Raw genomic sequence first — 14,911 nt, 5'->3', positions numbered from 1 at the left:
GGTTATGACTTCAAAGAGCTAACGACGATTGACATTGCGATAAGAGCAGCAGCAAGCAGAATCAACGGCTTGATGTTCGGCGCAACACTGCACATAGCCGAGAAGCTGACGTGCAGCGTTCCAAACTGGGTATCAATGGTCCTATCCGCAGGGCACTCGCTAGAGAAGCCACTAAGGCCTGTACCGCCGAGCGTGACGGTGCGCTCAGACTTTGCGGGCCCATTGCCGCTGGGTGTGCCAGGTTTCATGCAGCCGAGCGTGCCGGGTTCGCACTTGCCGTCCGGGTCATCTCCCATCTTTTTGGTGACGGACTCGATGGTTTTGCCGTCGGCGCTTGTCGTGGTGGTCGTGACCGAGCCGCCGCCTCGACCGTCACTAACAGTTTTTGTCGTCGTGGTGGAGCCGTCCGGGTTCGTCGTGGTCGTGGTGGACTCTTTGGACTCTGTGGTCGGCGTTTTGTCGGTCGTGGTCGGGCTGCTTGAGGTTGGCGGGCCGTTACTCTGGCTAATGCAGGTGTCCTTACCGTTGATGGTGCCGTAGGTGTAGCCCACGGGACAGAAGCGATCTTCGGGAATGGGTGCGCAGGTAGGCACACCCGATGCGAAATAAACGCGCCTCTGGCCTGCAGGGCACTCTGGCTCCGGTGTCGGCGGCGTAGGCGTGGTGCCGGACGATGGCAAGCTGGGCAGTGTCGAAGTAGCCGAGTCGCACTGCTGGGCTTTGCGGACCAATTCCCAGGTCGCGTAGGTCTGCACCGGATTTCCCGAGGTAACGGACAGACCGAGGTCCAGCCGCGGGACTGCGGAGGTCACGCAGTTCTGATAGCAGGTATTGAAGGGGTTGACCTTTTCGCCGGCAACAACGCCGCGATGAAAGCCTGCTGGGCCGGCAGTGCAGGTGTCGATGGTGCAAGGCGTCGCTTGTGCACTCCACGCTTGCGACGGGTTCACCGGGCCACCCCCGACAGGCTGGGTCGTGTAGGTACCCCCAAACACGCCCGTGCTTTCATTCGCGTAGGTCAGCGTGACTACCCAGATATACCCGCCCGAAATTCCGTTTCTAGGTACAACATTAATCGCAGCCACCTCAGCCACAGTAGCTAAGCAAGGAGTACCACCCGCGATCCACCCAGCACGCGCAGAGCCGCAGGCGATCAGTGACAGAAAAACCAGTAGACCACCAACAGCAAGAAGGCGAAGACGACCAAATCGATTGTCATGATGGAAGGTTGTCATGTTGAAACATGCCGATCAAAATCTTTAAGCCAAGAAGCGTGACCACCATCAGCGTGCAATAGCCTATGAGCGGCATGTAGGTATCGCCCCAGGTCGGTTTGTCACATGGCAGAGGGACCACGGGCACGAGCTGAACGGTGACGGCGCCCGTAGGTGAGGTTCTTTGGTAGGAGAGATCACCGCCGATGGCAGTGAGGTTAGAAACGCCGCTGCAGCTCATCACGGTGCCGTCAGCTAGGACGGTCGAGACAGTGCTGCAGCGGACGTTCAAGGCTTCGCCTACGCTGAGGTAACAGACCCCCTCATGATTGAAGCCTGCAGCCATCAGCGTTTCTTCAACATGCCGATCAGCATGTAGAGGCCGAACAGCGCCGCGAACAGGATCAGCAGCGTGCCGCCGACCGACATGGTGTCGCCCTTGGCCTGGTCAATGCCGGCCTTGGCCGAGGTCACCAGCTCGCTGTCCACGGCGTGCGCCAGGCCCACGCTCAGGGACAGAATGAAGCCGGTTATGACGGCCCACAGATGCTTGATTTTCAACATACGTCTTACTCCTTGAAAGGTGGTCCGAGGTTCGGAACTACACCCCATAGACCCGGGCGCTTCACAGCGATGCGGGCCTACAGGCTGGAGTCACTTCTTCGCAAGAGCGAGCTGTTTCTCTGCTTGAATCTCCAACTGGGCAGCACGGGTGCGCATGACACGAGCCATCACCTGCAATTGCGCAGGGCTGGGCGGACGTAAACGACGCAGCACGAGCTCAACAAGCTCCCGCACTACATCCCCCACCAACGAAGCCACGAAGGCCCCGCAGGCCCCCGCCACCAGCGACAGGAGCAACAACACCTTGACGAGTTCAATCAAGACTTCGGGCTGCATGGTCAGGTCGAAGCAGCGGCTGGACGACGAACCTGCGAAGCAGGAATGGGCGTGAGGTCGGTAAGCACGGCGCAGATGTCGCCCTTGTTGTCGCCCCAGTCGGGAACCTGCAGCGCGAAGGTGGCGCGAAAGGTGCCGGGCACGCACTTCTTTTGCAAGGCCTCATCGCGGGTGCGGAGTGCGCCCACCGTGATGACGGTTTCCCCGTCGTCGGCCAGCAAGATGGAACGTGCGGCGAAGTGCGGAAACTTGTTGCCCTTGGCGGTGGTGCGTTCTTCGCTTTCCACGGTGAGAATGCGAACGGTCGATGAAAAAACGGTCATGATGAAATTCCTTTAGTCGATGGTTGATGTAGCGCCGGAACCCGGCCCGAAACCTTCACGCGAAGGCTTAAGGCCGGACTCAGTCACTCAGCACCTTGACCTGACTGCATGGCAACCAAGACTCAGACGGGCCCGTCCGAGCGCCGAGGTCAAACCACATCGACCCAAGACGCACACGCACAACACGCGCCGTAGCGCCACCAGGAAACTGCACCACGCAGCCTTTTTTCACGACGCGGCGGCGAGTGCAGTCGAGATTTGAAAGCTGGGCAGCGCTCATGGCAGGGCCGTCACGGTGATGGGAGAAATACCGCGTCCGAGCAGCGAACGGACCAACACAACCGCGTCAGCGGCTATGAGGCCTGTCTGCACCACCAGGGGGAAGTCACCGCCAATGCAGGCCGGATAGCCGCTAAGCCCATCAGCGTAAGTCAGGCTGTACCGAGGGATGCACACCCCCTGCCCAGAATCAGCGGCCGGAGGCACCCGGCGGGCCTCATCGTTTTCAGCAGGGGGAGTGCAATCAGAGCCGGAATGCGGGAGGTAGTACGGCTTACCGGACAACTTGCCAGAAAAGACCTTTTTCGGCTTCCCGCAAAGATGGCAATTTGGAGAGAGAGGAACAGATTTCATGGAGTGCCTTCCAATGAGTTGATCGATAATTACCCATGCAAAGGGGTAAATACACGTTTCAGCGTGTAAAACGAAATATACACGCTATTGCGTGTACAAATCAACCATGGAGAAGCGAAAAATGCCGTTAGCCGACACCATTGAACGAGCAGCAGAGGTCGCGGGAAGCCAGACGGCACTCGCAAAACTCATCGATGTCACCCCTCAAAACCTGAGTGACATCAAGAAAGGCAAGCGTGCGTGCGGGCTTAAAAAACGAATCCAGATAGCGGAAATAGCCGGCGTAGACCGCTTGCGGACAATCTTCGAATACTTTGAAGACTCCCTAGACCCCACGGATGAGTACGAGGCTCAAGCCAAAGCCACGATGCGGGCAATGCTTGACGCATTCCCACCGGAGACGGATGGATTGCCAGCGCCCAAAGAAAAACCCCTGCAAGCAAAAAGCCTACAGGGGTCATCTTGGCGGAAACGGAGGGATTCGAACCCTCGATGAGGCTCTACACCCCATACTCCCTTAGCAGGGGAGCACCTTCGGCCACTCGGTCACGTTTCCAATAAATCGATTATCTCACGACTTGCGGACCATTTTCAGGTGGACGGCTGGTCCAGGTCAAAAGCCTTGTGCAGGGCGCGCACGGCGAGCTCCATGTACTTCTCGTCGATGACCACGGAGGTCTTGATTTCGCTGGTGGAGATCATCTGGATGTTGATGCCCTCCTCGCTCAGCACGCGGAACATCTTGCTGGCGATGCCCACGTGGCTGCGCATGCCGATGCCGACGATGCTGACCTTGCAGATCTTGGCGTCGCCGGTGACTTCCTGGGCGCCCAGCTTGGGGACGACCTGGGTCTTGAGCAGGTCGACGGCCTTGGAGTAGTCGTTGCGGTGGACGGTGAAGCTGAAGTCGGTCTTGCCGTCCTTGCTGATGTTCTGGATGATGACGTCGACTTCGATGTTGGCGTCGGCCACGGCGCCCAGGATCTGGTAGGCGATGCCGGGGGTGTCGGGCACGCCGAGCACGGAGATTTTGGCTTCATCGCGGTTGAAAGCGATGCCCGATACGATGGCTTGTTCCATGTTTTCGTCTTCCTCAAAGCTGATCAAAGTGCCTGACTTGGCTTCTTCGTTGATGTCGATGTCCCATTCGGTGAAGCTGGACAGCACGCGCAGCGGCACCCGGTACTTGCCGGCGAATTCCACCGAGCGGATCTGCAGCACCTTGGAGCCCATGGAGGCCATCTCGAGCATCTCCTCGAAGCTCACGGTGTGCAGGCGGCGCGCCTCGGGCACCACACGCGGGTCGGTGGTGTAGACGCCGTCGACGTCGGTGTAGATCAGGCATTCATGCGCCTTGAGCGCCGCGGCGATGGCGACCGCCGAGGTGTCGGAGCCGCCGCGGCCCAGCGTGGTGACGTTGCCGCCCTCGTCCACGCCCTGGAATCCCGTGATGATGACGACCTTGCCGGCGTCCAGGTCGGCGCGCACGCGCTCGTCGTCGATGGACTCGATGCGGGCCTTGGTGTAGGCGTTGTTGGTCTTGATGGTGACCTGCCAGCCGGCGTAGCTCACGGCCTGCATGCCTTCGGCCTGCAGCGCAATGGCCAGCAGCGCGCTGGAGGCCTGTTCGCCGGTGGCGGCCAGGGCGTCGAGTTCGCGGCTGTAGGCGTCGCCGGCCTTGGCGGGCGCCAGTTCCTTGGCCAGGCCCAGCAGGCGGTTGGTTTCGCCGCTCATGGCGCTGGGGACGACGACCATCTGGTGGCCGGCCCGCGCCCACTTGGCCACGCGTTTGGCCACGTTGCGGATGCGCTCGGTCGAGCCCATCGACGTGCCGCCATATTTATGAACGATCAATGCCATTGCAGGATGTCAATCAGAAGTTGTTGCGAATTTTTTGCGGGCTGTTACCGGCAAAAAGCGCTCATTGAGAGGCTTTTGGCGATGCTGCGACGCCAGCAAAGCCTTCAATTATACCGAGGACTACTTCCTGCTTAAGCCGGCTTATCCGCCGCGGCTTCGTAGCGCAGGGCCGCCCCGGCCCGCGTGACATGGCCGGTTGCCACCTTGAGGTGGATGCGGTGGCCGCGGGTGGTGCAGGCGGCGATCTGCGACAGCAGCTGCTCGAGCTGCGCGGCGCTGGGCGTGGCCCCATGCGATTCCAGCAGCCAGTGGCGCAGCACATTGGCCTGGCGCGGCGCGGAAAGCGCCTGCAGGGCTGTGATGGCGGGTGGCGTGCCGACACGGGCCAGGTCTTCACGGGCCACCTCGGCCAGCAGGGCCTGCGCCTGGGCCGCGTGCTGGGCGCTGCGCGCGAAGGTTTCGCGAAACTGCGGAAAGGATTCGGCCAGGGCCGGCAGCAGGCGGGCGCGTATGCGGTTGCGGGTGTAGCGCTCATCGCTGTTGGTCGGGTCGTCGACAAAGGGGATCTGCTGCTCCAGCAGCCAGGCACGCAGGGCCGCCGCGGGGACTTGCAGCAGCGGCCGCAGGAACAGCACGCCGCCGCGCTCAAAGCGCGCGGCCATGGAGGCCAGGCCCGGCAGGCCCGCGCCGCGGCTCAGCGCCAGCAGCAGGGTCTCGACCTGGTCGTCGGCATGCTGGCCCAGCAGCACCGCGCCCAGGCCTTTTTCGGTGGCGGCCTGCGCCAGCGCGGCATAGCGCGCCAGCCGCGCCGCATCCTCGGGGCTCTGGCCCGCCGCGTTGCCGGCCTGCACGCGCAGCACCTGAAGCGGCACCTTCAGGCGCGCGCAGGTGACGTCGCAAACCCGCGCGAAGTCGTCGGCGGCAGCCTGCAGGCCGTGGTGGATGTGCAGCGCCGTCACCTGCCCCGGCCAGCGCTGCGCGGCGGCCAGCAGCAGCGCCGTGGAGTCGGCGCCGCCGCTGTAGGCCACGCCCACAGGTAAAACGGGATCAAGGGATTCCAGCGCCGCCAGCGCCGGGTTAGGGCCGCTCACGCCGTGCCCGGCGCGCAGGCGGCCGGCGGTTTATTTAGCGTCGGCCTTGGTGTCGGTAAAGCGGCCATAACTTTGCAGGCGTTCATAGCGGCGGTCCAGCAACTCCTTGACCTTCAGGTCGCTGACCTGGCGGAAGGCGTCGTTGAGGGCGCGCTTGAGGAAGGCCGCCATCTGCTTGTGGTCGCGGTGGGCGCCGCCCACGGGCTCGTTGACGATCTTGTCGATCACGCCCAGGGCCTTGAGGCGGTGCGCGGTGATGCCCAGGGCTTCGGCCGCCTCCTGGGCCTTGTCGGAGGTCTTCCAGAGGATGGAGGCGCAGCCCTCAGGGCTGATGACGGAGTAAATCGAATATTGCAGCATCACCACCTGGTCGGCCACCGAGATGGCCAGCGCGCCGCCGGAGCCGCCCTCGCCGATGATGGTGGTGATGATGGGCACTTCAAGCTGCGCCATCTCGAAGATGTTGCGGCCTATGGCCTCGGACTGGCCGCGCTCCTCGGCGTCAATGCCGGGATAGGCGCCGGGCGTGTCGACGAAGGTGAATACCGGCAGCTTGAACTTCTCGGCGGTCTTCATCAGGCGCAGCGCCTTGCGGTAGCCCTCGGGCTTGCTCATGCCGAAGTTGCGCAGGCCGCGCTCCTTGGTGTCCCGGCCCTTCTGGTGGCCCAGCACCATGCAGGCGGTGCCGTTGAAGCGGGCCAGGCCGCCGACGATGGACAGGTCGTCGGCGAAGTGCCTGTCGCCGTGCAGCTCGACGAAATCGGTGAAGATTTCGTTGATGTAGTCCAGCGTGTAGGGACGCTCGGCGTGGCGGGCGATCTTGGTGATCTGCCAGGGCGTCAGGTCGCTGTAGATGTCTTTGGTGAGTTGCTGGCTTTTTTTGGCCAGCTGGTCGATCTCTTCGGAGATATCGACGGCCGACTCGGTCTGGACGTAGCGCAGTTCTTCAATTTTTCCTTCGAGTTCCGCGATCGGCTGCTCGAAATCAAGGAAGGTTTTCTTCGCCATGTATTGCTCCTCAGGGCTTCTTCAAACTTAGATCTTGCTCGGTGCCGCCAGGGGCACCCAGGACCGGCAAGGGATCCAGCGAGCGCCAAATATACCAAGTTGCGACGCTGCAGTACGGCGCCCAGGCGGCGGCCACCTCGCGCGCGTCGCTGCGGCTGACCGATTCGCCGGAAAAATAGTTCTGGCTGATGCCGCTGATCAGGCCTATGTCGTCCAGCGGCAGGACATTGGGGCGCATCAGGTAAAAGATCAAAAACATCTCGGCCGTCCAGCGCCCTATGCCGCGAATGGCGACCAGCTCGGCGATGATGGCCTCGTCGTCCATGGACTGCCAGTCCTTCACGTGCACCGTGCCGGCGTCGAAGTTGATGGCCAGGTCCACCAGGTATTCGACCTTGCGCGCGCTCAGGCCGGCGGCCCGCATGTCGTCGACCTTGAGCCTGAGCACATTGGCCGGCGTCATCTTTTTGGGCAGGGCCTCGAAGCGGTGCCACACGGTCTGCGCGGCCTTGACCGAGATCTGCTGCCCCACGATGCTGCGCGCCAGCGTGCTGAAGGCGTCGCCGCGGGCCTGCAGGTGGGCGTCGCCGAACTGCGGGATCAGGCGCTTCATCACGCGGTCCTTCTTGACCAGGTGCTTGCAGGCCTCGGCCCAGTAGGCGGGGGCCGCGGCGACCGGGCCCGGCACGTCGGCCAGTTCGGCGCTGGCCGGGCCGCTTTTGACGACCTGTTTCATGGCGCCTTGCGCAGGGTCTGCGGGTTCAGCGGCGGCTGGGGGCCGACCGGTCGGGCAAGGCTCACGACTGGACCTCCCAGGTCGTGCCCGCGGCGGAGTCCTTGAGCACAATGCCCTGGGCCAGCAGGTCCTGCCGGATGCGGTCGGCCTCGGCGAAGTTTTTCGCGGCCTTGGCGGCGGCGCGCTGGGCGATCAGGCCCTGGATGCTGGCCTCGTCCAGGCCGGCGCCGGCCTGCAGGTAGGCGCCGGGCTCGCCCTGCAGCAGGCCCAGGCAGCCGCCCAGGCTTTTGAGCAGGCCCGCCAGCGCGGGCGAGCGCGTCTTGTTGACTTCCCCGGCCAGATCGAACAGCACGGCCACCGCCTCGGGCGTGCCGAAGTCCTCGTCCATGGCCGCCTTGAAGCGGGCGGCGAAGGGCTGCGCCCAGTCGATGGCGACGGTGTCCGCCGCGATCCCGTCCAGCGCGGTGTACAGGCGCTTGAGCGCGCTGCGGGCATCGTCCAGGTGGGCGTCGCTGTAGTTGAGGGCGCTGCGGTAGTGCGTGCGCACCAGGAAGAAGCGGATGGTCTCGGCGTCGTAGCGCGTGAGCACGTCGCGGATGGTGAAAAAATTGCCCAGCGACTTGGACATTTTTTCGTTGTCCACCCGCACAAAACCGTTGTGCACCCAGAAGCGGGCCAGCGGCTTGCCGCTCGCGCCTTCGCTCTGGGCGATCTCGTTTTCATGGTGCGGAAACTGCAGGTCGGCGCCGCCGCCGTGCAGGTCGAAGGTCTCGCCCAATGTCTGGCAGCTCATGGCCGAGCACTCGATGTGCCAGCCAGGGCGGCCCGGGCCGTAGTCGCTGTCCCACTTGGCGTCTTCGGGCTCGGTGGGCTTGGCGCTCTTCCAGAGCACGAAGTCCAGCGGATCGTCCTTGCCGTCCAGCACCGCCACGCGCTCGCCGGCGCGCAGCTCGTCCAGGGACTTGCCCGAGAGCTTGCCGTAGCCGGGGAACTTGCGCACCGCATAGTTCATGTCGCCGGTCGAGCCCTTATAGGCCAGGCCCTTGCCCTCGAGGGTGGCGATCAGGCCCAGCATCTGCGGCACGTACTCGGTGGCGCGCGGCTCCAGCGAGGGCGGCTCCATGCCCAGCGCGCCTATGTCCTGGTGCATGGCCTGGATCATCTCGTCGGTCAGCGCCCGGATGCTGATGCCGCGCTCGACCGCCCGCTTGATGATCTTGTCGTCGATGTCGGTGATGTTGCGCACATAGGTCACGCGCAGGCCGCTGGCCTTGAACCAGCGCTGGACCACGTCGAAGGCCATCATCATGCGCGCATGGCCGATATGGCACAGGTCGTAAATCGTCATGCCGCACACATACATGCGAACATGGCCGGGCTCCAGGGGGGAAAATTCTTCCACGGCACGCGACAGCGTGTTGTAAATGCGAAGGCTCATGAAAATTGGGGCGGCGGGAGACATCGGTCGAAAACCGACTATCAATTGGACAGGGGGAACAGAAAGGTTTATCTCACGGACACCGGGGGCGGACAAGGGCCGGTTGGCATACGCGCAAAAACCTGCGACAAAACGGAAAAGTACGGAATCCGGGCGGCCATGGACTATACCCCCTCAGCTACAATCGGCCAGTATATCCAGCCCGATGGACAACATTCAGCGGCCCCTCTGGCCACCTGAAAAGCCGGGCTGTTTATGGCAACTTTCGACCCACGGCCCTCAACCAGCCCCAGGGGACCCAAAACAATAGCGAGAAGTTCTTATGCCCACGCAAAACTTTTTTAAACGCAAACCCCTGTCAGCCGTCCTGCGCCTGCTGGTGGCTGCCGCCGCCCTGTCGATGTCCGCGGCCCATGCCGACGACTATGCCGATGTCAGCCGCCTGATGCGCGCCGGCCAGTTCGCCGAGGCGATGGCCAAGGTCGACCAATACCTCGCCAGCAAGCCGCGCGACCCGCAAATGCGTTTCTTCAAGGGCGTGATCCAGACCGAGACCGGCAAGGCCAACGAGGCCATCGCCACCTTCACCAAGATCACCGAAGACTACCCCGAGCTGCCCGAGCCCTACAACAACATGGCCGTGCTGTACGCCGGCCAGAGCCAGTTCGACAAGGCCCGCGCCGCGCTGGAAATGGCCATACGCACCAACCCCAGCTATGCCACCGCGCACGAAAACCTGGGCGACGTCTATGCCCGCCTGGCCAGCCAGGCCTATAGCAAGGCACTGCAGTTGGACGGCGGCAATGCGGCCGTTCCGCCCAAGCTGGCCCTGATCCGCAACCTGTTCTCGGCCGACGCCAAGGCCCAGCCGCAAGCCGCCGCCAAGCCCGCCGCCGGCGCCCAGGCTTCCGGCCAGGTCACGGCCGCCGCGCCGGCAGCAGCCCCGGCACCGGCCGCCAAGCCCACACCCGCGCCTGCGGCTGCTCCCGCCGCCCCAGCACCCGCCGCGACGCCGGCGCCCGCCGCCACCGCCCCGGCACCTGCAGCCGCACCCGCCGCGGCCACCGGCGCCGAGAAGGAAGTCGAGGCCGCCGTGCGCGGCTGGGCCCAGGCCTGGTCCGACAAGGACATGGGCGGCTACCTCGGCAGCTACGGGCAGAACTTCGAGCCGCCCGGCAAGCAAGCCCGCAAGGCCTGGGAAGAAGACCGCCGCGCGCGCATCGTCGGCAAGTCCAAAATCAGCGTGAAACTTTCCAACCTGTCGATTTCGGTGCAGGGCAACAAGGCCACGGCCCGCTTCAAGCAGGACTACAGCGCCGATTCGCTGAACATCTCCAGCCGCAAGACCCTGGACCTCGCCAAGGTGGGTGACCGCTGGGTGATCGTCAAGGAATCCACGGGCGGCTGACCTGGCCCACGTGTTTTACCCAGCCCGTCCCTGCCCCTCTTCGCCGGCCGGCACCCTGCCTCGGAAACTTGCATGAAAAAGGTGCTCACCGCCCTTTTTTTCGTGGCACCTTGCCTGGTGCCGGCACTTGCGTCCGCGCGTGTTGAAACCGCGGCCAAGGTCGTGGCGCGCAGCGCCGCCGCGCCGCAACGCGCGGCACGCGACGGCGAGGCGGAAGCCCGCCTGATTGAAATCTACAAGCTGATCGGCCAGTCCGCCCCGCGCGAAGCGCTGCGCAAGGCCGAGAGCCTGGTCAAGGACCATCCCAATTTCCAGCTCGCGCAACTGGTCTACGGCGACCTGCTGGCCGGCTTCACGCGCCCGCTGCGCGCGCCCGGCGACGTGCCCGACATCACCGCCAACAAGGCCGCGGCCCCGCTGCTGGCCGAGCTGCGCCAGGAATCGCTGCTCAGGCTGCGTGCGCTGCGCGAGCGCCCGGCGCCGGGCACCGTGCCCTCGCAGTTCCTGGCGCTGTCGCCGCGCAACAAGCATGCGATCGCCGTCGACGCCTCCAGGTCGCGCCTCTACCTGTTCGAGAACACGCCCACCGGCATCAAGCTGGTGGCCGATTACTACATCTCGGTCGGCAAGTCCGGCATTGAAAAATCCGTCGAGGGCGACCTGCGCACGCCGCTGGGGGTGTACTTCATCACCAGCAACCTGGACCCCAAATCGCTGCGCGACTTCTACGGCTCGGGCGCGCTGCCCATCAACTACCCCAACCAGCTCGACGTCAAGCGCGGCAAGACCGGCGGCGGCATCTGGCTGCACGGCACGCCGCCGGCGCAGTTTTCGCGGGCGCCGCTGTCCACCGACGGCTGCGTGGTGCTGGCCAATCCCGACCTGGAACGCATCATTCGCACCGTCGAGGTGCGCAGCACGCCCGTCGTCATCGCGCACAGCCTCAAATGGGTGGCGCCGCAATCGCTGGCGTCCGACATCAAATCCTTTGAAAACGTGCTGCAGGGCTGGCACAGCGCCAAGTCCAGCGGCGACATCGCCAAGCTCACCGCCTGGTACACCCCCGACTTCACGAGCTACGGCAAGACCCTGGCTGAATGGACGCCGGCCCTGCAAAGCGAGCTCAAGCAGCTGGGCGGGCGCGGTATCCAGCTCAAGGATGTGTCTTACCTGCGCTGGACCGACAGCACCGACACGATGGTGGTAACCTTTGGCGAGCTGGTCAAGGGCGCCAAGACAGGCCGCACCAAGCGCCAATACTGGGTCCGCCAGGGCAGTCAGTGGAAAATATTTTTCGAAGGAGCCATTTGATGGCAGTTCACCCCAGGCCGGCGATGTCCGCGGCCTCTTTCCTGCATTCCCTCCATTCCCCCTTGCGCCGCGCGGCGTTCGCGCTGGCCGCCGCCGCGAGCCTGGCCCTGCTGGCCGGCCCGGCGCTCGCGCAAAGCGCGCCCAAGGTCAAATTCGCCACCAGCGAGGGCGACTTCGTGGTCGAGGTCTATCCCGACAAAGCCCCCAAGACCGTCGAGAACTTCCTGCAATACGTCAAGGACAAACACTACGACGGCACGATTTTCCACCGCGTGATCAGCAACTTCATGGTGCAGGGCGGCGGCTACGACGCCACCTACGCCGAGAAGAAAACCCGCCCGCCCGTGCCGCATGAAGGCCGTGAGGCGCTGGCCAAAGGCGGCCCGAGGAATGTGGTCGGCACCCTGGCCATGGCGCGCACCAACGACCCCAACTCCGCCTCGGCGCAGTTCTTCATCAACGTGAAGGACAACGACTTCCTGGACCCCACCGTCATCCCGCCCGGCGACCCGGTGCCCCGATTCGAATACCAGGGCCGTGTCTATGAAAACACCCCGCGCGCCCAGCTCGTCAACGCGCCCCAGCTGTACGGCTACACCGTCTTCGGCAAGGTCGTCAGCGGCATGGACGTGGTCAACAAAATCAAGTCGGTGCCGACCGGCGCGGGCGGCCCCTTCCCGAGCGACGCTCCCAAAACGCCCGTCCTCATCAAATCAGCAACCCTCGTCAATTAACCGCCCTCCCCCTACAGGACACCATCATGAGCAAGCCCAGAGTCGAACTCCACATCGCCGAATACGGCGTCATCACGCTGGAACTGGATGCCGCCAAGGCGCCCAAGACCGTCGCCAACTTCCTGAACTACGTCAACAAGGGCCACTACGCCAACACCGTGTTTCACCGCGTGATTCCCGGCTTCATGGTGCAAGGCGGCGGCTTCGAGCCCGGCATGAAACAAAAGCCCACCGACGCTGAAATCGAGAACGAAGCCAACAACGGCCTGAAGAACGACAACTACACCATCGCCATGGCGCGCACCAACGCGCCGCACTCGGCCAGCTCGCAGTTCTTCATCAACGTGGCCGACAACGGCTTCCTGAACCACACCGCGCCCAGCGCTTCGGGCTGGGGTTATGCCGTGTTCGGCAAGGTGATTGCCGGCACCGACGTGGTCGACAGGATCAAGGCCGTCAAGACCGGCCGCAAGGGCTTTCACGACGACGTGCCCATGGAAGACGTGATCATCCAGCGAGCCATCTCGCTGGACTGAGCCCGCCCACCCAGCCGGTGAACACCCCCCAGGCCGTCCCCGAGATCGCGGAGCTTTTGGCGCCGCCGTCCTGGCGCACGGTCGATTTCATTTCCGACCTGCACCTGCAGGCCGGCGAGCCGGCCACCTTCGAGGCCTGGCGGCATTACCTTGAAAGCACGCCCGCCGACGCGGTCTTCATCCTGGGTGACCTGTTTGAAGTCTGGGTCGGTGACGATGCCGTGGGCGAAGATTTGTCCTCGCCCGCGGCTGGTTTTGACGCGCGCTGCGCGCGCGCCATGGGCGAAGCCGCCGGCCGGCTGGCGCTCTTTTTCATGCACGGCAACCGCGACTTCCTGGTAGGCCAGGCCTTGATGGACCTGTGCAACACCACCTTGCTGCACGACCCGACGGTGCTGGAATTTCCCGCGGGCTCGGGCCGGCGCTGGCTGCTGTCGCACGGCGACGCCCTGTGCCTGGACGACACCGACTACATGGCGTTCCGCCAGCAGGTGCGCAGCCCTGAATGGCAGCGCGCCTTCCTGGCCAAGCCGCTGGCCGAGCGCCAGGAGATCGCACGCGCGCTGCGCCGGCAAAGCGAGGCGCGCAAGCAATCGGGCGCATCCTACGCCGACGTCGATGCCGAAGCCGCGCGCCAATGGCTGCGCGCCGCGAAGGCCCCCACCCTGATCCACGGCCACACCCACAAGCCGGCCATGCACGACCTGGGCGAGGGCCTGGCGCGGGTGGTGCTTAGCGACTGGGACCCGGCCGCCCCGGTTCCGCGCGCAGACGTGCTGCGCCTGTCCGCCGCCGGCCTGCAGCGCATCGCCCTGTGCTGACCCTTTTTTCCACTCTTTAAGCCTTGCCCACGACCAAGACACCCACCCCATGCTGAACTGGTTAAGAACGCTGGGGCGCCAAAGCGCCCCCACCAAGACCATTCCCGATACCCTGTGGATGGACACCCTGCTGCAGTTTCCCTTCCTGGCCCGCCGTCCGGTGGCCGAACTGCAGCAGTTGCACGAGATGGCCGGGAAATTCCTCAAGCAAAAAGAGTTCACCGGCGCGCAGGGGCTGAAAGTCACCGACGAGATGGCCGTCGCGATCGCCGCGCAGGCCTGCCTGCCGGTGCTGCACCTGGGCCTGCGCTGGTATGACGACTTCAAGGGCATCGTGGTGCATCCCGGTGCCATGCTGGCGCGCCGCGAAGTCACCGACCAGGCCGGCGTGGTGCACCGCTACAGTGAAGAACTGCTGGGCGAAGCCATGGACGGCGGCCCCGTCACCCTGAGCTGGCAGGACGTAGCCGCCGCGGGCAGCGCGGCCGAACATGGGCACAACGTGGTGATCCACGAATTCGTCCACAAGATGGACATGCGCGACGGCGCGGCCGACGGCTGCCCGCCCATGTCCACCCGCAGCGCCATGAGCGGATGGCACTCGGTGATGCAGCCGGCCTTTGATGAATTTTGCGAGAAAGTCGCCATGGCCAAACGCTTCGGCGCCGAGCCGCCGTGGCTGGACGACTATGGCGCGAACTCGCCGGCCGAGTTTTTTGCCGTGGCCTGCGAGGCCTATTTCGTCAACCGCGAACGTTTCACCCGGGAATTCCCGGCGCTGACGGTGCTGTTCGACAAATTCTTCGTTCCCGCCAAATAGGCGTGAGGGGCCGCAAGGGCCTCAAAGCTCCGAAACCGGGGTATTGAGCGCCGCGCTTAACCCCTTTTCCCCAGTTGC

At 64.3% G+C, this 14,911-nt stretch carries 17 protein-coding genes and 1 tRNA gene; 7 read left to right on the top strand and 11 right to left on the bottom strand.

Going from position 1 to position 14,911, the window contains the following annotated elements; all coding sequences use genetic code 11:
- Positions 1–2: 2 nt before the first annotated feature.
- The 5 genes from ACEN9P_RS19775 to ACEN9P_RS19755 all read right to left on the bottom strand — a co-directional run bounded on the left by ACEN9P_RS19775 (position 3) and on the right by ACEN9P_RS19755 (position 2,437).
- Positions 3–1,235 (bottom strand): virulence factor TspB C-terminal domain-related protein, encoded by a 1,233-nt coding sequence (locus ACEN9P_RS19775; RefSeq protein ID WP_495620241.1) that lies wholly within the window; start codon positions 1,233–1,235, stop codon positions 3–5.
- Positions 1,216–1,560 carry a hypothetical protein gene (locus tag ACEN9P_RS19770; protein ID WP_495620240.1) on the bottom strand — a complete coding sequence of 115 codons (345 nt, stop codon included), beginning with the start codon at positions 1,558–1,560 and terminating at the stop codon, positions 1,216–1,218. The genes ACEN9P_RS19775 and ACEN9P_RS19770 overlap by 20 nt, the downstream gene beginning before the upstream one ends.
- The gene (locus ACEN9P_RS19765) at positions 1,560–1,778 is read right to left on the bottom strand and encodes a major capsid protein (RefSeq protein WP_495620239.1); all 219 of its coding nucleotides are present in this window, start codon (positions 1,776–1,778) and stop codon (positions 1,560–1,562) included. The genes ACEN9P_RS19770 and ACEN9P_RS19765 overlap by 1 nt, the downstream gene beginning before the upstream one ends.
- Before the next feature lie 90 nt (positions 1,779–1,868).
- Positions 1,869–2,114, bottom strand: coding sequence for a hypothetical protein (locus ACEN9P_RS19760; protein WP_495620238.1), 246 nt, complete (start codon positions 2,112–2,114; stop codon positions 1,869–1,871).
- Positions 2,115–2,116: 2 nt separating this feature from the next.
- Complete coding sequence (locus tag ACEN9P_RS19755) at positions 2,117–2,437, bottom strand: hypothetical protein (protein ID WP_495620237.1); 321 nt, start codon at positions 2,435–2,437, stop codon at positions 2,117–2,119.
- Positions 2,438–3,176: 739 nt separating this feature from the next.
- Here ACEN9P_RS19755 and ACEN9P_RS19750 point away from each other — a divergent pair.
- The gene (locus tag ACEN9P_RS19750) at positions 3,177–3,566 is read left to right on the top strand and encodes a hypothetical protein (RefSeq protein ID WP_495620236.1); all 390 of its coding nucleotides are present in this window, start codon (positions 3,177–3,179) and stop codon (positions 3,564–3,566) included.
- Here ACEN9P_RS19750 and ACEN9P_RS19745 read toward each other — a convergent pair.
- From ACEN9P_RS19745 to cysS, 6 genes are all read right to left on the bottom strand, one after another.
- Positions 3,534–3,626 (bottom strand) — tRNA-Ser (locus ACEN9P_RS19745). The genes ACEN9P_RS19750 and ACEN9P_RS19745 overlap by 33 nt on opposite strands.
- Before the next feature lie 35 nt (positions 3,627–3,661).
- Complete coding sequence (locus ACEN9P_RS19740; protein ID WP_074575367.1) at positions 3,662–4,930, bottom strand: aspartate kinase; 1,269 nt, start codon at positions 4,928–4,930, stop codon at positions 3,662–3,664.
- A gap of 131 nt (positions 4,931–5,061) precedes the next feature.
- The gene (tilS, locus tag ACEN9P_RS19735) at positions 5,062–6,021 is read right to left on the bottom strand and encodes a tRNA lysidine(34) synthetase TilS (RefSeq protein WP_495620235.1); all 960 of its coding nucleotides are present in this window, start codon (positions 6,019–6,021) and stop codon (positions 5,062–5,064) included.
- A 30-nt stretch (positions 6,022–6,051) separates the two neighbouring features.
- Complete coding sequence (locus tag ACEN9P_RS19730) at positions 6,052–7,029, bottom strand: acetyl-CoA carboxylase carboxyltransferase subunit alpha (protein ID WP_007870434.1); 978 nt, start codon at positions 7,027–7,029, stop codon at positions 6,052–6,054.
- A gap of 10 nt (positions 7,030–7,039) precedes the next feature.
- The gene (locus tag ACEN9P_RS19725) at positions 7,040–7,765 is read right to left on the bottom strand and encodes a DNA-3-methyladenine glycosylase family protein (protein ID WP_007870432.1); all 726 of its coding nucleotides are present in this window, start codon (positions 7,763–7,765) and stop codon (positions 7,040–7,042) included.
- Between the two features lie 61 nt (positions 7,766–7,826).
- A complete protein-coding gene (gene cysS, locus ACEN9P_RS19720; RefSeq protein WP_495620234.1) occupies positions 7,827–9,203 on the bottom strand; it encodes a cysteine--tRNA ligase in 1,377 nt (458 codons plus the stop codon).
- Positions 9,204–9,525: 322 nt separating this feature from the next.
- On the opposite strand from cysS, the gene ACEN9P_RS19715 reads away from it, so the two are divergent.
- The 6 genes from ACEN9P_RS19715 (at position 9,526) to ACEN9P_RS19690 (ending at position 14,833) form a co-directional block, all read left to right on the top strand.
- Positions 9,526–10,611 (top strand): L,D-transpeptidase Cds6 family protein, encoded by a 1,086-nt coding sequence (locus ACEN9P_RS19715; protein WP_477700990.1) that lies wholly within the window; start codon positions 9,526–9,528, stop codon positions 10,609–10,611.
- Positions 10,612–10,683: 72 nt separating this feature from the next.
- Entirely contained in the window at positions 10,684–11,922 is a 1,239-nt protein-coding gene (locus tag ACEN9P_RS19710; RefSeq protein ID WP_495620233.1) for a L,D-transpeptidase family protein, read from the top strand.
- A gap of 23 nt (positions 11,923–11,945) precedes the next feature.
- Entirely contained in the window at positions 11,946–12,656 is a 711-nt protein-coding gene (locus ACEN9P_RS19705) for a peptidylprolyl isomerase (protein WP_495622202.1), read from the top strand.
- 26 nt (positions 12,657–12,682) lie between these two features.
- On the top strand, positions 12,683–13,192 hold the full coding sequence (locus tag ACEN9P_RS19700) for a peptidylprolyl isomerase (RefSeq protein WP_007873399.1): 510 nt from the start codon (positions 12,683–12,685) through the stop codon (positions 13,190–13,192).
- A gap of 17 nt (positions 13,193–13,209) precedes the next feature.
- A complete protein-coding gene (locus ACEN9P_RS19695) occupies positions 13,210–14,013 on the top strand; it encodes a UDP-2,3-diacylglucosamine diphosphatase (RefSeq protein WP_477664049.1) in 804 nt (267 codons plus the stop codon).
- Positions 14,014–14,062: 49 nt separating this feature from the next.
- Positions 14,063–14,833 (top strand): M90 family metallopeptidase, encoded by a 771-nt coding sequence (locus ACEN9P_RS19690; protein WP_495620232.1) that lies wholly within the window; start codon positions 14,063–14,065, stop codon positions 14,831–14,833.
- Positions 14,834–14,911: the final 78 nt, after the last annotated feature.

The sequence above is a fragment of the Polaromonas sp. Polasp52 genome, from assembly GCF_059491565.1.
Note: the sequence above shows the minus strand (reverse complement) of the source record. Positions and strands in the feature narration are given on the sequence as shown.